Raw genomic sequence first — 25506 nt, 5'->3', positions numbered from 1 at the left:
ATGGCCGCTACCATCATGGTGTTACTTCGGCCGGCGGAGTAGTCTCAGAATATTGTCATTTGAAGAGGAGGATATCTGTGGAAATAGCATGGCTTGATTGCCACCACCAGGAACTGACGGCACAGCAACTCTATACGCTGCTGGCGCTGCGTAACCGGGTTTTTATTGTGGAGCAGCAGTGCCCCTATCAGGATCTGGATGGCCAGGATCTGGCTGCAGAAAACCGTCATATCCTCGGTTTTCTTGAAGGGAAGCTGCTGGCCTGCGCGCGCATACTGACACCCGCGCAGCCGGATAAGGCAGTCGTTGTGGGGCGGGTGATTGTCTCTGAAGAGGCGCGCGGGCTGAAGCTGGGCTACCGGCTGATGGAACAGGTGCTGAACAGCTGTGAAACGCACTGGCCCGGGCAGGCAATTTATCTGTCGGCGCAGGCGCACCTTGAGGGGTTTTATGGCCGGCTCGGTTTTCAGGCGGTCACTGCTGTTTACCTTGAAGATGAGATTCCGCATATCGGCATGCAGAAAATATAACGGCGAGGGAAGCCTCGCCGTTATCGTTATCAGCCCGGCGTCATCTGCCGGTCATCGGTATATTTACGCTGATCGGGCGGTGGCGGAAAATACTGGTAGAGCCAGGTTTCGCTCAGCGTCTCATCTTTGGTGCGCAGGAACAGGCGCATCTCCACAGGCGTGGTCGCATCGCTGTTCGGATACCAGTCAAACAGAATGCGATAACCGTTAATCGGTTCAACGTAGAGGATCTCTACCTGTTTGAACGTGCCTGATGAAACGGTAATGACCGGCTCAATGCCCCTGGCAGCGGCTGCTTTCAGGTCGCCATCAATGAAATCTACGGCAAAGCGGCGGCACCAGGTCTCCGGGAAATGTTCACCCGGCGCCCAGCCTTCGGGAAAACCGCCAATGCCGGTACGGGTCGCATCCACGCGCGCCAGATCGCTGCGCACCGGCGGCAGCTGGCTCCAGTAGAGCTTATAGCCAAAGTTCAGCTCGCTGCCCGCCTGAATCGGCTCCTCTGGCTGCCAGAAGCAGACCACGTTATCCAGCGTTTCCCCGGTGGTAGGGATCTCCATCAGATTAATCGCGCCTTTACCCCATTTGCCGGTTGGCTCGACCCACAGGCTCGGGCGTTTGTCGTACCAGCCAATCACATCCTGATAATTTTTAAAGTCGTGATCCAGCTGCAGCAGACCAAAGCCGCGCGGGTTTTCATCTTTATAGGCGTTGAACTGCAGGCGCTGCGGGTTATTAAGCGGACGGGCGATCCATTCACCGCTGCCGCTCCACATCGCCAGGCGATCGGAGTCATGGATCTGCGGATGGTAGGTGTTGCACATGCGGCGTTCGTTGGTACCGCAGCTGAACATACTGGTCATCGGCGCAATGCCGAGCTGACGAATCGCTTTACGTGTATAGAGGTGGTTTTCCACTTCCATCACCACGCGTTTCTCTTCACAGTGAATGGTGAATTTGTAGGCACCGGTCAGGCTGGCACCATCCAGCAGGGCATACACGACAAAGGTAGTGTCGTCTGCTTTTGGCGTTTCAAACCAGAACGCGGTGAAATCAGGAAACTCCTCCTGACCGTTGCTGAACGTGTTAACAGCAACGCCGCGGGCGGAGAGGCCATACTGATAGGTTTCATCCACGGCGCGGAAGTAGCTGGCCCCGAGGAAAGAGACGATATCACGCCGCGCCAGCTCCGGCTTTTTAAACGCGCGGAAACCGGCAAAGCCGAGATCGTTTTTACCCGCCAGCTGCTGCGTGTCGACGCCGGCGTCATGATACTTAAACAGCTCCGGGCGAAAGTGGATTTCCCGTGCTTCGCGGCTGGCCGCATCAACAGAGAACATGCGGATACGCCGTTTAAATCCCATGCCGACGTGGAAAAACTGCACGTCCAGCTCGCGATCGGCGACGTTGTTCCACAGCGAGTGCTGAGCGTCATACTGAATTTCGTTGTACGCTTGCGGCGTAAGGGTCGCCAGCGTGTCAGGCAGCGCACCGGGCGCACCGCCCCAGGGCTTTTTCGCCAGCGCGGCGGCCTTCTGTTTCAATACATCAAAATCGAAGCGCACGGCTTTGCCGTCGGCGATGCCGTCATCGGCCCATGCAGATTGCGCAAACAGCGAGGAGAGCCCGGTCATGCCACTCAGGGCTGACAGAGCGACGGACGCTTTCACAAATTTTCTACGATTCATGCCGGAATTCTAATCCTTAGCTGCTCGGGTGTATTGTGTCTGTTTCCAGACGGTTAGCGTCGGGCTACAGGGGGTTACGACAGTGGCGCAATCAAAAAATTCACTCGCCGGAAAATTTATCAGATTAATCAAATAAACGAAGCAGATTCTCTGTCGCTCAGGGGGATCCGGCCTGTTTTTACAAAGCCGTCACGTTTTTACGGAGCGCACAGACGCAATTTCGGCCAGCAAAGTTATGATTTATGGCTATAGTTAATCGACACGTTATGAACACGGAGGAACCGCATAATGTCATCTTCAGACCAATTTGATAACCGTTATGAATCAGGTATTGACGACGATCTGGCGCTGTTAACTGAAACGCTTGAAGAAGTGCTGCGCGCGTCCGGCGATCCGGCCGATCAGAAGTATATTGAACTCAAACAAAAAGCTGAGCAGGCGCTGGAAGATGTGAAGAGCCGCGTCAGTCAGGCTTCGGACAGCTACTACTATCGTGCCAAACAGGCGGCCTATCGTGCCGATGATTACGTGCATGAAAAACCGTGGCAGGGCGTGGGTATTGGCGCCGCTGCAGGCCTGTTTGTAGGTTTACTGCTGGCCCGTCGTTAATACGCTGCCGGGCGCGCGCAACGCTGCGCCCGGCTTCGCCTGCCATACTTTCTTCGCTATTTACGATCTCTTTCCCGATTTCCCTTCCTGATGATTGTGTTTACCTCGCCTGCTTTCTACAGTAAAGCGTAACCAGGACAAGGAGAATGCAACGTGATACGTGTTGAGATGCTCGCCACGGGCGATGAAGTGCTGCATGGACAAATTGTGGATACCAACGCCGCCTGGCTGGCGGACGTGCTGTTTCAGCATGGCCTGCCGATGACCAGCCGCATGACCGTGGGTGATGCGCTGCCGTCGCTGATTGATGCATTACAGAGCCGTAGCCAGGTGGCAGATGTGCTGATTGTTAACGGGGGACTGGGGCCGACCTCTGATGATTTGAGCGCGCAGGCCGCCGCGGCCGCCAGCGGTTGCGAGCTGGTGCTGCAGACAGAATGGCTGGCAAAAATGGAAGCCTGGTTTGCCAGTCGCGGTCGCGTGATGGCCGCCAGCAATCGCAAACAGGCTGAAATCCCGGCTAACGCCACGCTTATCGATAACCCTGTGGGTACCGCCTGTGGTTTCGCACTCCAGCTCAACCGCTGCTTAATTTTCTTTACGCCGGGCGTGCCGTCAGAATTCAAAGTGATGGTGGAGCAAGAGATTATTCCGCGCCTGAAAGCACGTTTTACCCTGCCTGAACCCCCGCTCTGCCTGCGCCTGACGACCTTTGGTCGCGGCGAGAGTGATATTGCGGCTGAGCTGGAGCCGCTGGCGCTGCCCGAAGGGGTCGTAATGGGTTACCGCTCTTCAATGCCGATTATCGAAATCAAGCTTACCGGGCCTGCCAGTGCGCGCGTGGCGATGGAGCAGGTCTGGCAGCAGGTAAAGCTGCTGCTGGCCGAATGTACGATTTTCGAAGGCACCGAAGGGCTGCCCGCGCTGCTGGCGCGTGAGCTGCAGCAGCGTAAGTTTTACCTCGCCACCAGTGAGCAGTATACCGCGGGCTTTCTGCACTGGCAGCTGGCCGCTGCGGACGTGCCGCTAAGCGCTGGCGAGATCCTGGCGCCGCAGGCAGAAACACTTGAAGCACAGGTTGAGCGGACACGCATGCTGGCGGCAGAGCAGGGCAGCGCTCTGGCGCTCTCTGTCAGTGAACTGGCCGAAGGAGAAATTGCGATTGCGCTGCAGACGCCTGAAGCGGGCTGGGGCCAGCGGGTGAAGTTTTCACACGGCCGCCATAATCAGGAAACCCGGCAGAAAGTGGTGGCGATGATGGCAATGAACATGCTGCGTCGCTGGCTGCACGGCAGCGAAGTTTCAACCGGACACGGCTGGATCGACATCCTGGAAACGGTAAAGCACTGATTGCGTCTGTGGGCATACCGGATACGTCAGTGCGTAACCGGTATCGCTTGCAAAGGGAGCCTGGTTGCGGAAGTGACGGTGACTTGCCGCACCGGCATAAACCCCTCCCTGGGGCCTGACGCCGCGCCATCCATGGCGCGGAGGCTGCTGCAAATCACCGTCGCTTCCGCGCCCTGTGACTTCTGCATAGCTGTCAGATAACTCGCTCTTACAGCCGCACAGAAGCACAGGGGAAGAGGGGGCGTTGAATTGAGCCGGACGTCACGCGGCAGGGACGCCGCGTGCCGAGGCCCGCAGGGAGCGGGTGTTGCCGTTCCGGGCGTGTTCAGCGCCCCCTCTGACCAGAGTGGCTTTCTTGTCGCATGAACGATGTGAAAGAAAACAGACGGGGGTGGTTACAGCTCAATCTCAATCTCGCCGCGCGCTTTACAGCAGCAGGGCAGGATTTCACCCTGCTGAATAAAAGCCAGCGGGGTTTCAGCGTAATCGACTTCGCCCCGTACCAGGCGCATACGGCAGGAGCCGCAGTAGCCTTCACGGCACTGAAACTCCACGCAGAGATTATGTGCCTCAAGCGTGGTCAGCAGATTAGGATGTTCATCTGCGCACTCCAGGCGGGAGCCTGAACTGCGCAGGATAACAACAGCGCGGCTCATGCTCAGAGCTGGAAATCGTTGAAGTCGTCTTCGCCTACTTCGGAGTCGATCTGACCCACCAGATAGGAGCTAACTTCTACTTCCTGCGGTGCTACCTGCACGTTATCAGACACCAGCCAGGAGTTGATCCATGGAATCGGGTTGGAGCGGGTCTGGAAGGGCAGATCGAGACCCACCGCCTGCATACGGATATTAGTGATGTACTCAATGTACTGGCACAGAATATCTTTGTTCAGACCAATCATTGAGCCGCCGCTGAACAGATACTCTGCCCACTCTTTCTCCTGCAGTGCCGCCTTCTTAAACAGCTCGAAGCACTCTTCACGGCACTCGGCAGCAATCTCTTTCATCTCCGGATCGTCTTCACCGCTGCGCAGCAGGTTCAGCATATGCTGGGTGCCGGTCAGGTGCAGCGCTTCATCGCGCGCGATCAGCTTGATGATTTTGGCGTTGCCTTCCATCAGTTCACGTTCGGCAAAAGCGAATGAGCAGGCGAAGCTGACGTAAAAGCGAATCGCTTCCAGCGCGTTAACGCTCATCAGACAGATATAGAGCTGCTTTTTCAGCGCACGCAGGCTGACGGTGACTGATTTACCGGCAACCTGATGCGTGCCTTCGCCCAGCAGATGCCAGTAGTTGGTCATCTCAATCAGATCGTCGTAGTACTTTGAGATATCCTGCGCGCGCGCCAGAATCTGCTCGTTGGTGACGATATCATCAAACACCAGCGACGGATCGTTGACGATGTTGCGGATAATATGGGTGTAAGAGCGTGAGTGAATGGTCTCAGAAAACGCCCAGGTTTCAATCCAGGTTTCCAGCTCCGGGATAGAGATCAGCGGCAGCAGCGCGACGTTCGGGCTGCGGCCCTGGATAGAGTCGAGCAGCGTCTGATACTTCAGGTTGCTGATGAAGATATGCTTTTCGTGATCCGGCAGCGCCTGGTAGTCGATACGATCGCGTGAGACGTCGACCTCTTCCGGACGCCAGAAGAAAGAGAGCTGCTTCTCAATCAGCTTTTCAAAAATGTCATATTTCTGCTGATCGAAACGCGCCACGTTCACGGACTGGCCGAAGAACATCGGCTCTTTCAGCTGATCGTTTTTATTCTGTGAAAAAGTAGTATAAGCCATGACTAAGTCCAAAAAGTGAAGCGGGCTGGCAGCGCCAGCCCTGACATAAGTACGCGTCGCCGGTCAGATTTTGCAGGCGCCGCTTTCGCAGCCATCGTCCTGAATTGACGGGGCCAGATCGTCCTGTGCATCTTCTGCGCCATCGCGGGTGTTTTGATAGTAGAGCGTCTTCACACCAAACTTATAGGCGGTAAGCAGATCTTTCAGCAGCTGTTTCATCGGTACTTTACCGTTGGCAAAGCGGCCCGGATCGTAGTTCGTGTTTGAGGAGATCGCCTGATCGATAAACTTCTGCATCACGCCGACCAGCTGCAGATAACCATCATTAGAAGGCATTTCCCACAGCAGCTCATACTGATCTTTCAGACGCTCATACTCCGGTACCACCTGACGCAGGATGCCATCTTTAGACGCTTTAATACTGATGTGGCCGCGCGGCGGTTCAATACCGTTAGTGGCGTTAGAGATCTGCGAAGAGGTCTCTGACGGCATCAGGGCAGAGAGCGTGGAGTTACGCAGGCCGTGCGTGGTGATCGATTCACGCAGCGCTTCCCAGTCGAGATGCAGCGGCTCATTGCAGACGGCGTCCAGATCCTTTTTATAGGTATCAATCGGCAGAATACCCTGTGAATAGGTCGTCTCTTTAAACCACGGGCAGGCGCCTTGCTCTTTTGCCAGCTCATTTGATGCTTTCAGCAGATAGTACTGAATAGCCTCAAAGGTTTTGTGCGTCAGATTGTTGGCGCTGCCGTCAGAGTAGCGTACGCCGTGCTTCGCCAGGTAGTAAGCGTAGTTAATGACGCCAATACCCAGCGTACGGCGACCCATGGCACCACGCTGTGCTGCCGGAATCGGATAGTCCTGATAATCAAGCAGCGCATCGAGCGCGCGAACCGCCAGCACCGCCAGCTCTTCGAGGTCGTCGAGGCTGTTGATGGCACCGAGGTTGAAGGCGGAAAGCGTACAGAGCGCAATTTCGCCGTTCTCATCATTCACATCCTCAAGCGGCTTGGTTGGCAGCGCAATCTCAAGGCAGAGGTTAGACTGACGCACTGGCGCAATCGCCGGGTCAAACGGGCTGTGGGTATTGCAGTGATCGACGTTCTGGATGTAGATACGACCGGTTGAGGCGCGCTCCTGCATCATCAGCGAGAAGAGATCGACCGCTTTTACGCGCTGCTTACGGATGCTCTCATCTTTCTCATATTTGGTGTAGAGACGTTCAAACTCCTCCTGATCGGCGAAGAACGCATCATACAGACCCGGGACATCTGACGGGCTGAACAGGGTGATATCTTCGCCTTTCAGCAGGCGGGTATACATCAGCTTGTTGATCTGAACGCCGTAGTCCATGTGGCGCACGCGGTTACCTTCCACGCCACGGTTGTTTTTCAGCACCAGCAGGCTTTCCACTTCCAGATGCCACATCGGGTAGAACAGCGTCGCTGCACCGCCGCGCACGCCGCCCTGAGAGCACGATTTCACCGCCGTCTGGAAATGCTTATAGAACGGGATACAGCCGGTATGAAACGCTTCGCCGCCGCGGATCGGGCTGCCCAGCGCACGAATACGGCCTGCGTTAATACCGATGCCGGCGCGCTGTGACACATATTTCACGATAGCGCTGGAGGTGGCGTTGATAGAGTCCAGGCTGTCGCCGCACTCAATCAGGACGCAGGAGCTGAACTGACGGGTCGGGGTGCGCACGCCAGACATGATTGGCGTTGGCAGCGAGATCTTGAAGGTGGAGATCGCGTCATAAAAGCGCTTGATGTAGCTCATGCGCGTATCGCGTGGATAGTTTGAGAACAGGCAGGCTGCGACCAGGATATACAGGAACTGCGCGCTCTCATAGATCTCACCGCTGACGCGGTTCTGCACCAGATATTTTCCTTCCAGCTGCTTAACCGCAGCGTAAGAGAAGTTCATATCGCGCCAGTGATCGATGTAGCTGTCCATCAGCTCAAACTCTTCGGTGCTGTAATCTTCCAGCAGGTGGCGGTCATATTTGCCCAGCTCCACCATTTTCACGACCTGATCGTAAAGCTTCGGTGGCTCAAACTGGCCATAGGCTTTTTTACGCAGATGGAAGATAGCCAGACGTGCTGCCAGATACTGGTAATCTGGCGCATCGCGCGAAATCAGATCGGCTGCGGCTTTGATGATGGTTTCATGGATATCAGAGGTTCTGATGCCATCATAAAACTGAATGTGGGAGCGCAGTTCAACCTGAGAAACTGAAACATTGTTCAGTCCTTCAGCCGCCCAGTCGAGTACACGGTGAATTTTATCGAGATCAATGCGTTCCTGACGGCCATCGCGTTTGGTGACGAGCAGACTTTGGTTCATGTCGCGTGTTTACCTGTCCATGAAATAGGAAATTATCCCCTAACTATTCACAAGGTCTATGCACAAGCCGCTCGCTGTGAGTAAGCCTGTGGATAAACACTATATATAGGGGGTTCGGGAAGTTTTACTAACTATATGGTGAGTATTTTAGTCAGCATTCTTTGCTTAACAAGAGTTGATTTTTGGCAAAGAATCAGTCCTGGTAGCCGGGAAAAATCCTGGATCCGCGTGGCATAAGGCCTGGGCTAGCTGTCAACGGCTTCATACTTTTTTTTAATAGTATGACTGAGCGCGTAAATCTCAATCAAAGGCGCGGAACCCGTCATTAAGGCAGAGACGAAACGGAGAAGATCGGCTAGCGGGGATGAAGAAGAGAGGCGCGCTCCGCAGAGCGGGCCTCTGTTATCAGCGTGTTTCGCCTGCGGCATCAGCCTGAGCGTGGGTATGAATCATATAGTTCACGTCCACACCCGGTCCGAGACGGAACTTGTTGGTCAGCGGATTATAGTGCAGGCCAATCATGTGGCGTTCGCGCAGTGTGGTTTCGTCTACCCAGTCCAGTAATTCAGCCGGGCGGATAAACTTTTTGGCGTCATGCGTACCGCGCGGCAGCATGCGCAGCACATATTCGGCGCCGAAGATTGCCAGCAGCCAGGCTTTAGGATTGCGGTTTATCGTGGAGAAAAAGACCTCACCACCTGGTTTTACCAGACGGGCGCAGGCCATAACAACCGAGCGCGGATCGGGTACGTGCTCCAGCATCTCCATGCAGGTCACTACGTCATACTGGCCAGCATGGCTGTTCGCATGATCCTCTACCGTCTGCTGAATATAATCGACGCTGACGCCGTTCTCTTCAGCATGCAGACGCGCGACTGCCAGCGGTTCCGCGCCCATATCCAGCCCGGTTACGTCTGCGCCTTCACGCGCCATGCTCTCTGCCAGAATGCCGCCGCCGCAGCCGACATCGAGCACTTTTTTACCAAACAGGCCGTTGCTGTGCTGCGCAATCCAGCCCAGACGCAGCGGGTTAATACGGTGCAGCGGCTTAAATTCACCCTCCAGATCCCACCAGCGCGAAGCGACCGCTTCAAACTTGGCAATCTCGCTGTGATCGACGTTCTGACGGCTTTCCTGCGGTTGTTCACTCATTGAATAACGACTCCTGGCAAAATATCTTCTGAGTATAAACGCTTAAACGTCAGGTGGCATCTCTCAGCGTGAACGAAAAGCGCCAGAAAACCCCGCTTTACGTTCACCGTACGTAAGCAATGTGATATACTTTCGCACCTTTAAAATCCGGGATTAAGTAGAGGGATAGCGGCTCCATGAGCGACCTTGCGAGAGAAATTACACCGGTCAATATCGAAGAAGAGCTGAAAAACTCCTACCTCGATTACGCCATGTCGGTCATTGTTGGCCGAGCCTTACCCGATGTCCGTGATGGCCTGAAGCCGGTGCATCGCCGCGTGCTTTACGCCATGAGCGAACTGGGTAACGACTGGAATAAAGCCTATAAGAAATCTGCCCGTGTGGTAGGTGACGTTATCGGTAAGTATCACCCGCACGGTGACTCTGCTGTATACGAAAGTATTGTCCGTATGGCCCAGCCGTTCTCCCTGCGCTATATGTTGGTTGACGGTCAGGGTAACTTCGGTTCCGTTGATGGCGACTCCGCCGCAGCGATGCGTTATACCGAAGTCCGTATGGCGAAGATCTCCTCTGAGCTTCTGGCCGATCTGGAAAAAGAGACGGTCGACTTTGTGCCAAACTACGACGGCACCGAGCAGATCCCGGAAGTGCTGCCAACCAAAATTCCTAACCTGCTGGTAAACGGCTCCTCCGGTATCGCCGTGGGAATGGCAACTAACATTCCGCCGCATAACCTGACTGAAGTGATCAACGGCTGCCTCGCCTTTATCGATGATGAAAACATCAGCGTAGAAGGGCTGATGGAGCACATCACCGGTCCGGACTTCCCGACCGCAGCCTTTATCAATGGCCGTCGTGGTATTGAAGAGGCCTATCGTACCGGGCGCGGTAAAATCTACATTCGCGCGCGTGGCGAAATCGAAACCGATGCCAAAACCGGTCGCGAAACCATTATTGTCAATGAGATCCCGTATCAGGTTAACAAAGCGCGCCTGATTGAAAAAATTGCCGAGCTGGTTAAAGAGAAGCGCGTTGAAGGGATCAGCGGGCTGCGCGATGAGTCTGATAAAGACGGTATGCGCATTGTCATTGAAGTCAAACGCGACGCCGTGGGTGAAGTGGTTCTGAACAACCTCTATTCGCTGACGCAGCTGCAGGTCTCTTTCGGCATCAACATGGTGGCTCTGCATCAGGGTCAGCCGAAGATCATGCCGCTGAAAGATATCATCGAAGCCTTTGTGCGCCACCGTCGCGAAGTGGTGACGCGTCGCACCATCTTCGAACTGCGCAAAGCGCGCGATCGTGCCCATATCCTTGAAGGTCTGGCGATTGCGCTGGCGAATATCGATCCGATTATCGAGCAGATCCGTCGCGCGCCGACGCCAGCAGAAGCGAAGGGCGCTCTGCTGGCACAGGCGTGGGATCTCGGCAATGTTGCCGCCATGCTTGAGCGTGCCGGCGATGACGCTGCGCGGCCGGAGTGGCTGGAGCCTGAATTTGGTATTCGCGATGGCCGCTACTATCTTACCGAGCAGCAGGCTCAGGCGATTCTGGATCTGCGTCTGCAGAAACTGACCGGCCTTGAGCATGAGAAACTGCTTGATGAGTACAAAGAGCTGCTGGAGCAGATTGCCGGGCTGATTCACATTCTGCAGAGTGCTGACCGCCTGATGGAAGTGATCCGCGAAGAGCTGGAAGCGATGCGCGATCAGTTTGGCGATGCGCGCCGTACTGAGATCACCGCCAACAGCGCGGATATCAATATCGAAGATCTGATCAACCAGGAAGATGTGGTCGTCACCCTGTCGCATCAGGGCTACGTTAAGTATCAGCCGCTGTCAGATTATGAAGCGCAGCGCCGCGGCGGCAAGGGTAAATCAGCCGCACGTATCAAAGAAGAGGACTTCATTGATCGCCTGCTGGTGGCTAATACCCACGACACGATTCTCTGCTTCTCCAGCCGGGGTCGTCTCTACTGGATGAAGGTTTATCAGCTGCCGGAAGCGAGCCGTGGCGCACGCGGGCGTCCTATCGTCAACCTGCTGCCGCTGGAAGCTAACGAGCGCATTACCGCTATTCTGCCGGTGCGTGAGTATACCGAAGGCTTCAATATTTTTATGGCGACGGCCAGCGGCACGGTGAAGAAAACCGCGCTGCAGGAGTTCAGTCGTCCGCGCAGCGCCGGCATTATCGCCATCAACCTGCGTGAAGATGATGAGCTGATTGGCGTAGCGCTGACCAACGGCAATGATGAAGCGATGCTCTTCTCCGCTGGCGGTAAAGTCGTGCGCTTTGCTGAGAGTGCAGTGCGTGCCATGGGGCGTTCAGCCTCAGGCGTGCGCGGTATCAGGCTGGCAGAGAACGATAAAGTGGTGTCGCTGATTGTGCCGCGCGAAGAGGGCGCGATCCTCACCGTTACGCAGAATGGTTACGGTAAGCGTACGGCTAACAGCGAGTATCCGACGAAATCACGTGCCACTCAGGGCGTTATCTCGATCAAAGTTACCGAGCGTAACGGACCGGTTATCGGTGCGGTACAGGTGGTAGATGGCGATCAGATTATGATGATCACCGATGCCGGCACGCTGGTACGCACCCGCGTATCGGAAGTCAGCGTGGTCGGCCGTAACACGCAGGGCGTGATCCTGATCCGCACCGCGGAAGATGAGAACGTGGTTGGCCTGCAGCGCGTGGCGGAGCCGGTTGAAGAAGAGGAGCTGGATGCCATCGACGGCAGCGTGGCGGAAGGCGAAGAGGATATCGCGCCGGAAGTCGACAGCGATGACGAGGCACCGGACGCAGAAGACGACGCATAATCGTCTGATGCACCTTATCAGCGGCAGGTCAGGGCAACCGACCTGCCGTTTTATTATCTGAGTTTTCGCCCCGCACCTCTGCACCAACTGGCTTTTTCGCAGCGATAAAGCTAGTGTATGTGCACCTTTTTGGGTCCTGTTAACCGTTACCGCCAGTGAGCCTCTCTTGAAATATCTCGTCTCCTTTCGCACCACGCTTCGTATCTCGCGCTATCTTTTCCGGGCGCTGGCGCTGCTGCTCTGGTCGCTGGGTGCATTGCTGACCACCTTCTACATCATCAATGTGCTGCATGAAAAAGAGAACGGAATACGCCAGGAGTTTGCGACGAACTATGGTAAAGCAGAGTGGTACGTCCGGCACTCGGCTGACGTCATGCGGGAACTGAAGTACATCACGGAAAATCGTCTTAGCAGCAGCGCCAACGGGCTGGACATGCTCAACGGCCTGCCCGCCGGTAAAAGCACGCTGCCGCAGTTTACGCCGCTCTTTTCCGACGGTGACTGCACCTCAATGAGCAACACCTGGCGCAACTCGCTCGACTCGCTCAGCTACTATATCAACTACTGGAAAAGCAATTTTGCTGCGGCCTATGAGCTGAATCGCGTGTTTTTTATCGGCGGTGAGAGTCAGTGCCTGGCTGATTTCACCATCGGCAGCAGCAATCCGTTAGACCGGGAACGCAGCATGAAGGCGCTGCGCGAACATGTGCTGCACTATCGCAACAGCAATGAGGAAGATCGGCGCAATCCGATGTACTGGATCACCGACAGCACGCAGCCCGGAAGCGGCAACTTCTATATGGTCGTCCCGGTTTACGTCGCCAACAAACTTCAGGCGCTGCTGGGCGTTGAGCAGAATATCCGGCTGGATGAATTTGTTCAGCCCGGCGGACTGCCGCTGGTGGCGACCATTACCGATGAAAATTACCGCCCGCTGCTGAGCAGCCGCCGCAGCGGACCCGGTTACGCGCTGGACGATCTGCCCGATGAAAGCACCTGGTTTGGCTACCTCGACAACTACCGCCAGCTGGTGCTGAAAAAGCCGCTGCCGCCGTCAGATCTGAATATCATCTGGTCTCTGCCCACGTCGGTAATGGTGGATCAGCTGCGGCTGCTGCTGCTTAACGCGCTGCTGCTTAACATCTTCAGTGCGATTGTGCTTTTTACTCTGGCGTGGATATTTGAGCGCCGCATGTTCCTGCCGGCGGAAGATAACGCGCACCGGCTGGAGGAGCATGAGCAGTTCAACCGGAAAATTGTCGCGTCGGCACCGGTAGGGATTTGCATTCTGCGCACCAGCGATGGCACCAATATTCTGAGCAACGAACTGGCGCACAACTATCTTACGCTGCTGACGCAGGAGGATCGCCAGCGGCTTAATGAAATTATCAGCGGCCAGCAGGTGAATTTTGTTGATGTGCTGACCGGCAGCAATACCAACCTGCAGATCAGCTTTGTGCATTCGCGCTACCGCAATGAAAATGTGGCCATCTGCGTGCTGGTTGATGTCTCATCCCGCGTACGTATGGAGCAGTCGCTGCAGGAGATGGCGCACGCCGCTGAACAGGCGAGCCAGTCGAAATCGATGTTCCTCGCAACCGTCAGTCATGAACTGCGCACGCCACTTTACGGCATCATCGGTAACCTCGATCTGCTGCAGACCAAAAGCCTGCCCAAAGGGGTGGAATCGCTGGTTACCGCCATGAACAACTCCTCCAGCCTGCTGCTGAAAATTATCAGCGATATTCTCGACTTCTCGAAGATAGAGTCAGAGCAGCTGAAAATTGAGCCGCGTCCTTTCTCACCGCGCGAAGTGATTAACCATATCACCAGCAACTATTTATCGCTGGTGGTGCGCAAGCGTCTTACGCTCTATGTCTTTATGGAAAACAACGTGCCGCTGGCGCTGGATGGCGATCCGCTGCGGCTGCAGCAGGTGATCTCCAACCTGCTTAATAACGCCATCAAATTTACCCATACCGGCTGCATTATTCTGCACGCCTACGTTAAAGAGGGCTATCTTGCCTTCCGCGTGCGCGATACCGGGGTCGGCATTCCTGCCAGAGAGGTGACGCGGCTGTTCGATCCTTTCTTCCAGGTTGGCTCCGGCGTGCAGCGCAACTTTCAGGGCACCGGGCTGGGACTCGCAATCTGCGAAAAACTGATCAACATGATGGATGGCGATATTGAGGTTGATTCTGAACCGGGAATGGGCAGCCAGTTTATCGTGCGTATTCCGATCTACGCCGGGCAGCAGCCGGCGCCGCCGCTGCTGGATGGCCTGCAGGAGAAAGCGATCTGGCTTGACCTGCGCAACGACTATCTCGCTGCGTTTCTGCTGCGCCTGCTGCAGCAGCAGGGACTGAAAGCGGCAGCCTGGCAGGGACAGGCAGAAAGCGATGATGTGGTGATAAGCGATCACGACGATTCACTGGCGCAGGCGGTGCGCGCGCGCATTCTGATCTGCGGTGAGCATATCGATATGCCGCAGGAGCGCTCGCCGGGCGTCTGGGTGCAGAGCAGCGCAACGCTGCACGACCTGCCGCTGCTGCTGGGTCGTATCTATCGCATCACGATTGACAGTGATACCACCACGCCGCTGCCGCCGCCTGCAGCAGAGAATGCGAGCAGCAATGAAGATATTATGATTCTGATTGTGGATGATCATCCCATCAACCGTATGCTGCTGTCGGAGCAGCTCGGTACGCTGGGCTATCAGACCAAAACGGCGCAGGATGGCGTTGATGCGCTTAACGTGCTGAGTCGCAATCATATCGACATCGTACTGAGCGACGTAAACATGCCGAATATGGATGGTTATCGCCTGACGCAGCGGCTGCGCCAGCTGGGGCACGTGTTCCCGGTGATTGGCGTAACGGCGAACGCGCTGGCGGAAGAGAAGCAGCGCTGTATGGATGCCGGTATGGATAACTGCCTGTCGAAACCGGTGACGCTGGATGAGCTGAAAGTCACTCTGGCGCGCTACGCTGCCCGCGTGCGTACCGGTCGTCAGGCGTAGGGCAGGGGATTAAACGAACGGGCGGCCTGCGGGCCGCCTGCAAAGATTAATCTTTGTCGATCTGCGTGGCGCTGACCGAGGAGAGGTAGTTCAGCAGTGCGATATCGTTATCCACACCCAGCTTCATCATGGCTGATTTCTTCTGGCTGCTGATGGTTTTGATACTGCGGTTCAGCTTCTTGGCAATCTCAGTGACGAGGAAACCTTCAGCAAAGAGACGCAGTACTTCACTCTCTTTCGGCGACAGACGCTTGTCACCGTAACCACCTGCGCTGATCTTCTCCAGCAGTTTGGCAACGCTTTCCGGCGTATATTTTTTGCCTTTCTGCAGTGCGGCCAGCGCTTTTGGCAGATCGGTCGGAGCGCCCTGTTTCAGCACAATCCCTTCAATATCGAGATCCAGAACGGCACTCAGGATCGCCGGATTGTTATTCATGGTCAGAACAATGATCGAAAGATCGGGATAGTGACGCTTGATGTATTTGATCAGGGTAATGCCGTCGCCATACTTCTCGCCAGGCATTGAGAGATCGGTGATCAGAACATTCGCGTCCAGCTTGGAGAGGCTGTTGATCAGTGCTGTGGAGTCTTCAAACTCACCTACTACGTTAACCCATTCAATCTGTTCCAGAGACTTACGGATACCAAACAGAACAATGGGATGGTCGTCGGCAATAATTACGTTCAGGTTATTCATCTTATTGGTTACCTTGCTGCAGCAGTTGATTGACATAGGCGTCAATTTCACTGGTGGTATTTTTAATGGTTAAATCGTCGCACATTTTAATGTGCTGTTCTAACGCTTCACAAAGCTGTTTACCCGGCAGCAAATTGAGCATGGCAAAAACGCCTTTCAGGCGATGCGCTGTCTGAGCAAGAGAAGGATAGTCGCTATCCGACGCTTCAGTATACAGTCTCCTGACATCAGGCGGTACTGTCTCGGTAAACAGCTGGAAATAGCCGCCGCTTAACAGCGGTGTGCCAGCCTCATTTTCTTCACTCTCCTCCATCAAATCACTGGCCAGCTGCTTTTCAATCAGGGCCAGCAGTGCGTCAAGCAGGGCGTTGCTGAGGTTATAATTCACGCGATACTGTCTGTCGTTCAGGGCGTGATGCCCCAGCTCATCGCCCGCCAGCAGTAATGCCCAGCCGCTGAGACGTTCAGGGTCGTCCGTGATCAGGACGTCATGCTCCTGACCCGAGAGCCGTTCATCTGAGGTCAGGCACTTAGCGCCCCAGTTCTCCAGATGACGACAGACGATTTTCTGTACATCCTCCACTGCTATATCGACCAGAGCGGTCACGCCCTCCAGTAATTTTTCTTCCTGCTCCTCCAGCAGCAGCTGCAGCGTCAGCGGCAGCTGGATGTTATAGCGCGTGCCGATATCGGGTTTAGCGATAATGTCTAACTGGCCGCCCATCTGCTTGCAGAGCTGTTTACAGAGGAAAAAGGCCATTCCGGAGGCCTGACCAAAACGATCCTGCGACGTCTCACCAAGATAGGGGAAATCGGCGTTGGTCAGTTCATCCGCCGTTAGCCCGGAACCGGTATCGACCAGCTGCAGCTGCAGCACATCAGGCTTGTTCGCTGGCGTTTTCACTTCCAGCGTGATTTTTCCCCATTGCGTGGTGGTGAGCGCATAATGCATCAGGGTGGTCAGCACCTTACGCAGCGCGCGGCGATCGCCGCTGCGCATTTCATCATTCGCCAGCTGGTTGTTTACCACCAGCGTCAGGCCCTTGCGTCGCAGCAGCGGCAGGCTCTCCAGCGCAATCTCATCCAGCAGATCCTGCAGATTAAACGGGCTGGTTTCCGGCGACCAGTCATGCGCTTCCAGCCGGTTCAGCAGCACGATATCATCGACCAGGCGGGCCAGCCGCTGGCTCTCATCCAGCAGATCCAGCACGCTCTCATCGTCACTGCGCTGGCTGAGCTGCACCAGCCGCGTCACCATATCCTGCAGCGGGCGGTTCAGCGCATGGCCAAGCTGCTGCATCAGCTGCTGGCGCATCTGGTGATTGCGGTCCAGTACCTGCTGTGCTTTCTGCAGCTTCTTATTAACCAGCAGTTCGCGATCCTGATCGCGCATCATAAACAGCTGCGTGTGCGGCGACAGCACGCTGCGTGCGTGACGGATCTCATAGACTTCGTTATTGATAGTCGCCTGCAGCACGCCCTGATGCTGATCGGACATATTGATAATCTTCTGCAGGTTCAGGTGCGGCAGCAGGTGATCGGCAATCTTATTACTTAGCAGGGTGCGGTTAGTGGCGAAGTCATACACCAGCAGCCCGACCGGCAGGCTGGCGACGATCTCTTCGTTCAGCATACGCAGCGAATCGAGCTCTGCGCTCTGATTCTCATTCGGGCGCAGCGCCTGCTGACGCAGCAGGGTCACGCCGGCAATCGACAGCAGGAAGAGCAACAGGTTGATAAGCAGCGGCCACATCAGGTTATGCAGCATATCAAGCGCAAGGCTAACCAGCGGTACGCGATAAACCAGCTGCAGCGGCGTGCTGGGCAGCGAGGCAGCGATCTCCAGATCCGGGTTAACCAGCGTAACGCTGGTCGTGCCGTCGCTGTCGTCATCAGTGCTGCTGCCCGGGGTCGCATCCTGACGCAGCTGGAAATTCTCCAGCGGCAGGTTCTGCGGCACCAGATCGTTAACCGGCAGATCGAAAGCCACCACCGTTGCCAGATGACCCGGCTGGTTAAAGGTGGTGCGCAGCGTAAAGTAGTGATCGTTCTGCCAGGTAAAATGACGCAGTGGAGAGAAGCTCTCGCGCTCATCCAGGGCGTTAGCCTGCTGCAGCATCTCAGCCCGGCGGCTGTCGACCAGCGTATTTAGCGCGCTCTCTTTGTAGCGCGTTGCCATATCTTTCAGCGGCAGGGTAGAGATCATGATCAGGCTATTATCCTGACCGTTCAGAAAATACATCGACCACGCCGGGTTTTCCGCACCCCATAAAGTATCGAGATAGCCGGACATACGCATAGTCATATCCAGCGTGCTGCCGTCGTGCGAACCGAAAATCAGCGCTTCCGTTTTGCGGCGCGTTTTTTCCAGATAGTAAACATCCGGGCGCAGCCGGGTCTCCTGCAGCGTGCTGTTTGGCGCAGAGCCGGCCGCACTGGTGGCGAGATTTTCGTAAATCTGCCAGGTGGCGAAGCGGTAAGCGTCGATGCGTTTTTGCATATCACGCGCCAGGTCAGCCATGGCATAACGCTTTTCGGCAATCCAGGCGCTGACGCTATTGTGCACCACGGCGCCCAGCGCCAGCAGCAGCACCAGGTTAAACACGACAACAAAACGCGTAACGTTACCGGAAGTCAGTGGAAATTTATAAAGCATAGTGAGTCTCAGGATCCTGCAATCAACGCGTAACCCGGCGTGCGCTGGCGGCGACAGCCAGCAGCATCAGAGCAATCAGCAGGAATGCACCGCTTAGTGTGAGCCACTGGGAAATAAAGCCGATTAACGCCGGGCCTGAGAGAATACCCGCATAGCCTAACGTTGTCATGGCCGATATCGCCAGGTTGACAGGCATGGCCTGCTGGTTACCGGCGGCATTAAACAGCATCGGCACTGTATTCGCCAGCCCGAATCCGACCAGCAGAAACGCCAGCAGTGCGGTTTGCGGCCAGGGGACCAGCACGGCCAGCGTCATACCTGCACTGGCTGCCAGCGCGCCGGTAAGCATGACGTGATAGCGGCCAAAGCGCTGAATGATTTTGTCGCCGGTCAGCCGGCCAATCGTCATGGCAACCGAAAACACCGCATAGCCCAGTCCGGCATAGGCTACGCTGAGGCCCGGGCTCTGCAGCAGGAGCAGGGCGCTCCAGTCGAGCACGGCACCCTCGGCGAGGAACAGAATAAAGCAGAGGCAGCCGAGAAAAGCGACCCAGCCACGCGGGATCACCAGCCAGGGTTCATCAGCCTGACGCAGCCGCTCGCTCATCAGGGTTGGCAGACTGCAGCAGAGCAGCACGGCGATCAGCACCATCATAATCGCGATGGCCTGCAGCGGCGTCAGCCCGGCACCCAGCAGCAGACTCACCGCACCGGCGCCGATAATGCCGCCGAGGCTGAAGAAGCCGTGAAAGCCTGACATCATCGGCTTGCCCGCCGCTTTTTCCACGTGAACCGCCTGCACGTTCATCGCCACATCCAGCATGCCGAGTCCGGCGCCGAATAGCATCAGCGTAAACGCCATCGCCCAGAGATGATCCAGCGTGGCAAGCAGCGGCAACACCGCCAGAATCAGCAGCGCAGAGCAGGTCATAATCCGGCGGCAGCCAAAACGACCAATCAGCGCCCCCGTCACCGGCATAGCGGCCAGCGAACCGATGCCCAGACATAGTAAAAGCCCGCCGAGGGAGGCTCCGCTCAGCTGCAGACGCTGGCTGGCGTAAGGCACAAGCGGCGCCCAGGCAGACATACTCAACCCGGCGATAAGGAAAACAGTGCGCGTGCCGAAATTAACACGCTGATGCAGTTTGGCTGGCTGTGCGGCGTCCAGTGCAGTCATAGTCGTTATTTTGATCCGCTGTTAAAGCGTCGAAGTTTAGCATCAAAGCAGGCGGTGCAGCGGAATTAACGCGCAATTTGCGTTGCCTGCTGCTGCACAGGAATCGGACATCTTACCGATATTTGCCCGGGCCAGAATTTTTTCCAGATATTTCCTGGTACTGCCTGACAGATATTAAGTGACATAACGCAAATTAAGTCAGGTGATTGATGACATATACTGATGCAATAAGCGAGAGATCACTGGCTGACTATGGTTTTCGCTGGTTGCGCGTTTTACAGCCATTTTCCGGATTTTTGCCACCAGACAGCAGCCGGTAAAGCGCGCTAAGATAAAGCAGGCCACCGCTGAAGGGGCCGCTTATAGCAAGATCGCCACGCACGCCAGCCCGGCCGGGAGCGCGCATTTAACGTCATACCTTTAACCTTGTTACCTGCGGGTAACCCGTTTTCATCAGGTGAAACGGGCCATGCTGTTATGGCCTGTATGGCGCACCGATCTGCCTGAAACATTAATACAGGTAATCACTGGTGCAATGCATACTCCGTAACGAGGTTACCTATGTTTTCAGGCCAATCCACTTCATCGTTTGCGTCGTTATTTACCTCTGGCGCTGAACGTGTCAGCCCGATTATGACCAGCCGGCAGCACCGCGATACCACGCCACCGGCCGCGCTACATCCCTATGAACCGCTGGCGCAGGATGGCGTGATCGCCGCCTGGGAGAGCAATCGCGCCATTCACCTGCGCGGACGCGCGGAGCAGGAGCCAGGCGCAACGGTCACGCTCAGCTTTAATGGCGAAAGCTGGCACAGCACGGTCAACCACTGGGGCTACTGGCATGCAACCATGCCGCCTTCGATATTACAGGGTCTTGCGGATGGCAACTACAGCCTGACGCTGACCATCAGCGATAAAGCGGGTAACAGCACCGCCACCGAAGTCGGGTTTGGCGTCTATGTGGATAAAACGCTCCGTCCGGAGATCAGCGTGGCGCCCGTGAGTGGTGATAACGCGATTAGCGTAGCGGAGGGCATTTACGGCGTGGAGGTGAGCGGACTGGTGACGCATATGCCGCTTAACAGCCATGTCACGCTGACGCTGGGAAACAGAAGCACCACTGCTCTCGTTGATGAGCACGGCGCATGGCAGGCAACGTTTACGCCGGAGGATCTGCACGCGCTGCCGGATGGCGTTTATCAGATGCAGGTCAGCGCCCGCGATCCGAATGGCAAAACCAGCACGGTACAGCATGAGCTGACGCTGGTAACCCATCCGGAGAGCCTGCCGCATATCAGCTTTGACAGCGTTACCGCTGACAACGTCATTAACTTTGCTGAGAGCCAGCAGGATCTGATGCTGAGCGGTACGCTCTCGGCGCTGACTCCGGGCCAGAAGCTGGAGCTCTGCGTCGGGGATAACGTTTATCACGCCGCGATTGATGCACAGGGTCACTGGCAGGCGATCGTTCCTGCCGGCGAGGTCAGCAGCTTTATTTCGCTCGGTGAAGTCCGCGTTTACGCGCTCGACGCCGCCGGCAACAGCACCGACACCACGCTGGAGCTGAATGTCGTGACGACGTTGCCGGACATCTACTGTGAAATGAATATTGGCGGCGATACCTTCCTTAACGCACAGGAAGCGCAGCAGCCGCTGAGCTTTTATCTTGAGGGTGTCAACCAGCTTACGCTCAACGGTAAGGCCTATACGCCAGTCAATGGCATGGTAACGCTCAGCGTGGCCGACCTGCAGGCGCTGCCGGATGGACCGGTCAGCGCTATGGCCGAACGCTGGGACAGCTACGGTAATCACGACAGCCAGACGCTCAGCGATCTGTTCACCGTGGCGGTTCACCAGCTGCCATCGCTGACCCTGCAGCAGCCGTTTGGCGATGGCGTCATCGCGCCCGGCGACATGGATCACTGGCACCTTATTCAGGGTAGCTCTGACCATCTGACGCAGGGAAGCCTGGTCACCGTCACGCTGGGCGATCGGCACTACAGCGCCGCAGTGGATGAGAGCGGAGAGTGGTCGCTGACCATTCTGGCGGGTCAGCTGGCGACGCTGGAGCCGGGCAGCTATCAGATGAGCGTCAGCGCGCAGGATAAAGCGGGCAATCTGGCCAGCGCTGTCCGGACGGTAACGGTAGAGGACGCCGGCAGCACAGATTTCAGCGCGACCACTATCGATTCTCTGCTGGCGCACTACGGTGCCGGAGAGGCCATACCGGATGCCGCAGCGGCGGGGAGTGAGCCTGACCACCACTACGGCAGCAGCGATGCTGCCTGGACGCTGGCCGATCATCTGCAGCAGCAGCCGGTAGCGGCACTGATATAAATTATCTGCGCCACACGCAGGACATCACTCTTTTCTAAAAGGCGACCCAGGGATGCGTTCACCCTTGCATACGCGCGACGAAGCGATTGCCGCGCTAAACCGGGCTGCGGCCGCGCTGGGGATCGCCACCGATCGCCGTCGCCTGCAGCTTCAGTGGCTGGCCGCGGCGTCACCGCAGGCGCAGCTGACAGATCTGGCGCAGCATATGGGGCTGACGCTGCAGTTTGTCAGCGCCCGCAGGCTGCGCTGGCGGCAGGCCGTAATGCCGCTGCTGCTGCGCCTTAACGACGGCACGCTGGCGCTTGCAGAAGCGGCAGATGATGAGGGGAGGGTGCATTACTGGCTGAGCGCAGGCGGTGACGGCCTGCGCTCAGCTCCGCTGAGTGACCTGCTGGCACAGGCGCAGCCGGAAGTCGGCGTGATTACGCTGGCGACCCGCGCACGGGATGCGCGCATGGATGAGTTTGTTCGTCCCTGGCAGCCACACTGGTTATGGCAGCATTTTCGGCCAATGAAGCGACGCCTGGTGGAAATCAGTCTCGCCTCGCTGGTCAGCAATATGCTGGCGCTGGCGGGGATCCTGTTCTCAATGCAGGTGTACGATCGGGTGATACCAGCCCGGTCACAACCCACGCTATGGGTGCTGTTTGGCGGAGTGATGCTGGCGGCGCTGATGGAATATCTGATCCGGCTGGCGCGTACCCGGGTTGCTGACGGCATGGGAAAGCGGATCGATCTGGCTCTCTCTGCGCAACTCTTTGCCCGCGCACTGCGCATCCGCAATGAGGCGCGGCCGCGCTCCACCGGGGCTTTTATTGCTCAGCTGCGTGAGGTTGAGCAGGTACGTGAATTACTGACCTCTACGACGGTAAGTGCCGCAGCGGATATCCCTTTTGTGGTGCTGTTTCTGGTGATTTTATCCGCGATTGGCGGCTGGCTGGTGCTGGTGCCGCTTCTGGCGATCCCGCTGATCGTGATCCCGGGGCTGCTGGTACAGATCCCGATGGCGCGGCTGGCTAAAGAGGGCCAGCGCGAAAGTGCTCTGCGGCAGGCGCTGCTGGTGGAGACGCTGGAAGGGGTAGAGGATATCAAGGCGCTGCAGGCTGAGGCCGGGTTTCAGCGGCAGTGGGAACAGACCCACGAAGTCAGCGCCACGCTCGCCAGCCAGCAGCGGCTGTGGGGCGCGCGTCTTACCGGCTGGGCGGGCAGCGTGCAGCAGCTGACCTACGCGGGGATGCTGGTCGCCGGGGTCTATCTGATCCTGAACAATCAGATCACTACCGGTACGCTGGTGGCCAGCAGCCTGCTCTCCGCGCGTACGCTCGCTCCCCTGATGCAGCTGACGCTGGTATTTTCGCGCTGGCAGCATGCGCGCAGCGCCATGACCGGACTTAATGAACTGCTTAAAAAGCCGGTTGATCAGCCGCAGAGCGGCGTGCCGGCTTATGCGGCGGTGCTCCGCGGACACTATGAGCTGCAGCAGGTGCGCTATCACTATGATGAAAGCAGCCTGCGTGCGGTTGCTATCGGGAGCCTGACAATCCGTCCCGGTGAGCGCATCGCGATTGTCGGCGGAGCGGGAGCCGGTAAATCGACCCTGCTGAAAATCCTGGCCGGGCAGGCACTGCCCGACAGCGGGCGCATCATAATCGATGGCGTCAGCATGCAGCAGCTCGATCCGGCAGATTTGCGGCGGCAGCTCGGCTGGCTGTCGCAGGATTCGCGCCTGTTTTTCGGTACGCTGCGGCAGAACCTGCTGCTGGGCAATCCGCACGCCACTGAACAGGAGATGCTGCAGGCGCTGCGCATAAGCGGTGCGTTATCGCTGCTGCAGCAGGATGCTGCCGCGCTTGACCGCCTCATTCATGAAGGAGGGCGCGGGCTGTCTGGCGGCCAGCGACAGATGATTCTGCTCAGCAGAATGGTGCTGCGTCAGCCACAGATCGTGCTGCTGGATGAGCCGACGGCGGCGCTTGATGAACCGCTGGAGGCGCAGGTGATCCGTCAGCTGGCGCAGTGGCTGCCGGGGCGTACCCTGGTGCTGGTCACGCATCGTCCGGCGCTGCTGGGGCTGGTCGATCGCATCATTGTGATGAAGAACGGCGAGATTGTGGCTGATGGCCCGCGCGATGACATTCTGCAGCGCAGCGCTTCACGGACGGAGGTAGCAGATGAATAGAGATAACGAGGCGGCGTCGTCGCGCATTATCTGGCTCTGCGCGCTCACGCTATTGCTGCTGCTGATCTGGGCGCACGTTGCCGTGCTGGATGAGGTGACAACAGGCAGCGGCAAGGTCACGCCCTCCAGCCGGGCGCAGATTATCGATAATCTGGATGGCGGGATCCTCAAACAGCTCAGCGTGCGCGAAGGCGATATTGTCCGTAAGGGGGAGCTGCTGGCCACGCTCGATCCCGCCCGCTACCAGTCCAGCTACGGGGAAGCGAGCGCCAGGGTGCGGACACTGCGGGCGACAGCAGAGCGGCTGGATGCTGAGCTCAGCGATCGTCCCCTGCAGTTCAGCGCGGATATTCGCCGTTACCCGCAGCTGGTCGCCCGTGAAACTCAGCTCTATGAGTCGCGCCGGCAAAACCTGACGACAACGCTGCAAAACCTTCAGCAGTCGCTAAAGCTCGTACAGGCGGAACTCAATCTGACTGAACCGCTGGTGGCGCGCGGTGCGGCAGGTAAAGTTGAAGCGCTGCGGCTGCGGCGCCAGGTCAGCGATCTGCAGGGAAAAATCGACGAGGTGCATAATGACTACACTGTGCGAACGCATGAGGAGCAGGTCAAAAACAGCGCAGAGCTGGATGCGCAGCTGCAGGTTGCGGCAGGCAGAGAAGATCAGCTGACGCGCACCGCGCTGCTGTCACCGGTGTATGGCATCGTCAAAGCTATCGCTATTACCACGCCGGGCGGTGTGGTAGAGCCGGGCGGTAAACTGATGGAGATTGTCCCGCTAGAGGATCGGCTGCTGATCGAGACACGCGTTGCGCCACGCGATATCGCCTGGATCCGGGCCGGGTTGCCCGCAACGGTCAAAATTACCGCGTACGATACCGCGATTTATGGCGATCTGCCTGGCATCGTCGAGAGCGTTTCTCCGGATACGCTGCAGGATAGCGACCTGCGCGAGCCACCCTATTTTCGGGTCTATGTGCGGACACAGACGGCAACGCTTACCAGCCGGCGCGGTCAGCGCTTTCCTGTGCTGCCGGGTATGCTGGCAGATGTGGAGATAAAAACCGGACAAAAATCGGTGCTGGATTATCTGCTCAAGCCGCTGAATAAAGCGGCCGAAGCGCTGCGCGAGCGCTGAATGCATTATTATATTGGCGG

At 57.0% G+C, this 25506-nt stretch carries 16 protein-coding genes; 8 read left to right on the top strand and 8 right to left on the bottom strand.

From position 1 onward, the window contains the following. Positions 1-77: 77 nt before the first annotated feature. On the top strand, positions 78-530 hold the full coding sequence (locus LAC65_RS10475; protein ID WP_039385547.1) for a GNAT family N-acetyltransferase: 453 nt from the start codon (positions 78-80) through the stop codon (positions 528-530). 29 nt (positions 531-559) lie between these two features. On the opposite strand, the gene LAC65_RS10470 is transcribed toward LAC65_RS10475, so the two are convergent. Beyond that, a complete protein-coding gene (locus LAC65_RS10470) occupies positions 560-2218 on the bottom strand; it encodes a glucan biosynthesis protein D (protein ID WP_039385544.1) in 1659 nt (552 codons plus the stop codon). Positions 2219-2506: 288 nt separating this feature from the next. Between LAC65_RS10470 and elaB the strand changes: the two genes are divergently transcribed. Together elaB and LAC65_RS10460 are read left to right on the top strand one after the other, a co-directional pair. Continuing rightward, the gene (gene elaB / locus LAC65_RS10465; RefSeq protein WP_039385541.1) at positions 2507-2827 is read left to right on the top strand and encodes a stress response protein ElaB; all 321 of its coding nucleotides are present in this window, start codon (positions 2507-2509) and stop codon (positions 2825-2827) included. Between the two features lie 153 nt (positions 2828-2980). Next, on the top strand, positions 2981-4177 hold the full coding sequence (locus LAC65_RS10460; protein WP_039385538.1) for a nicotinamide mononucleotide deamidase-related protein YfaY: 1197 nt from the start codon (positions 2981-2983) through the stop codon (positions 4175-4177). Between the two features lie 395 nt (positions 4178-4572). On the opposite strand, the gene yfaE is transcribed toward LAC65_RS10460, so the two are convergent. The 4 genes from yfaE to ubiG form a co-directional block, all read right to left on the bottom strand. Then, a complete protein-coding gene (yfaE, locus tag LAC65_RS10455) occupies positions 4573-4833 on the bottom strand; it encodes a class I ribonucleotide reductase maintenance protein YfaE (protein WP_039385536.1) in 261 nt (86 codons plus the stop codon). Between the two features lie 2 nt (positions 4834-4835). Further along, a complete protein-coding gene (gene nrdB / locus LAC65_RS10450) occupies positions 4836-5966 on the bottom strand; it encodes a class Ia ribonucleoside-diphosphate reductase subunit beta (RefSeq protein WP_039385534.1) in 1131 nt (376 codons plus the stop codon). Between the two features lie 63 nt (positions 5967-6029). After that, positions 6030-8315 (bottom strand): class 1a ribonucleoside-diphosphate reductase subunit alpha, encoded by a 2286-nt coding sequence (nrdA, locus tag LAC65_RS10445; RefSeq protein ID WP_039385532.1) that lies wholly within the window; start codon positions 8313-8315, stop codon positions 6030-6032. Between the two features lie 405 nt (positions 8316-8720). Then, positions 8721-9467, bottom strand: coding sequence for a bifunctional 2-polyprenyl-6-hydroxyphenol methylase/3-demethylubiquinol 3-O-methyltransferase UbiG (ubiG, locus tag LAC65_RS10440; protein ID WP_039385530.1), 747 nt, complete (start codon positions 9465-9467; stop codon positions 8721-8723). Between the two features lie 176 nt (positions 9468-9643). On the opposite strand from ubiG, the gene gyrA reads away from it, so the two are divergent. After that, a complete protein-coding gene (gyrA, locus tag LAC65_RS10435) occupies positions 9644-12283 on the top strand; it encodes a DNA topoisomerase (ATP-hydrolyzing) subunit A (protein ID WP_039385529.1) in 2640 nt (879 codons plus the stop codon). A 166-nt stretch (positions 12284-12449) separates the two neighbouring features. Continuing rightward, the gene (gene rcsC, locus LAC65_RS10430) at positions 12450-15302 is read left to right on the top strand and encodes a two-component system sensor histidine kinase RcsC (protein WP_039385527.1); all 2853 of its coding nucleotides are present in this window, start codon (positions 12450-12452) and stop codon (positions 15300-15302) included. A 46-nt stretch (positions 15303-15348) separates the two neighbouring features. On the opposite strand, the gene rcsB is transcribed toward rcsC, so the two are convergent. From rcsB to LAC65_RS10415, 3 genes are read right to left on the bottom strand one after another with little or no spacing between them, the layout of a single operon-like run. Beyond that, the gene (gene rcsB, locus LAC65_RS10425; RefSeq protein ID WP_033750421.1) at positions 15349-15999 is read right to left on the bottom strand and encodes a response regulator transcription factor RcsB; all 651 of its coding nucleotides are present in this window, start codon (positions 15997-15999) and stop codon (positions 15349-15351) included. A gap of 1 nt (position 16000) precedes the next feature. Next, positions 16001-18655, bottom strand: coding sequence for a phosphotransferase RcsD (rcsD, locus tag LAC65_RS10420; RefSeq protein WP_039385525.1), 2655 nt, complete (start codon positions 18653-18655; stop codon positions 16001-16003). 22 nt (positions 18656-18677) lie between these two features. After that, positions 18678-19832, bottom strand: a complete 1155-nt coding sequence (locus LAC65_RS10415; protein ID WP_039385523.1) for an MFS transporter — start codon at positions 19830-19832, stop codon at positions 18678-18680. Between the two features lie 561 nt (positions 19833-20393). Here LAC65_RS10415 and LAC65_RS10410 point away from each other — a divergent pair. From LAC65_RS10410 to LAC65_RS10400, 3 genes are read left to right on the top strand one after another with little or no spacing between them, the layout of a single operon-like run. Next, positions 20394-22169, top strand: coding sequence for an Ig-like domain-containing protein (locus LAC65_RS10410; RefSeq protein ID WP_039385520.1), 1776 nt, complete (start codon positions 20394-20396; stop codon positions 22167-22169). 52 nt (positions 22170-22221) lie between these two features. After that, positions 22222-24348 carry a type I secretion system permease/ATPase gene (locus tag LAC65_RS10405; protein WP_203025577.1) on the top strand — a complete coding sequence of 709 codons (2127 nt, stop codon included), beginning with the start codon at positions 22222-22224 and terminating at the stop codon, positions 24346-24348. Next, positions 24341-25486, top strand: a complete 1146-nt coding sequence (locus tag LAC65_RS10400) for a beta-barrel domain-containing protein (RefSeq protein ID WP_104085221.1) — start codon at positions 24341-24343, stop codon at positions 25484-25486. The genes LAC65_RS10405 and LAC65_RS10400 overlap by 8 nt, the downstream gene beginning before the upstream one ends. Positions 25487-25506 lie beyond the last annotated feature (20 nt).

This window comes from Pantoea eucrina, from assembly GCF_020079945.1.
GTDB lineage: Bacteria > Pseudomonadota > Gammaproteobacteria > Enterobacterales > Enterobacteriaceae > Pantoea > Pantoea eucrina.
This window is presented reverse-complemented; position numbering and strand designations above follow the sequence as displayed.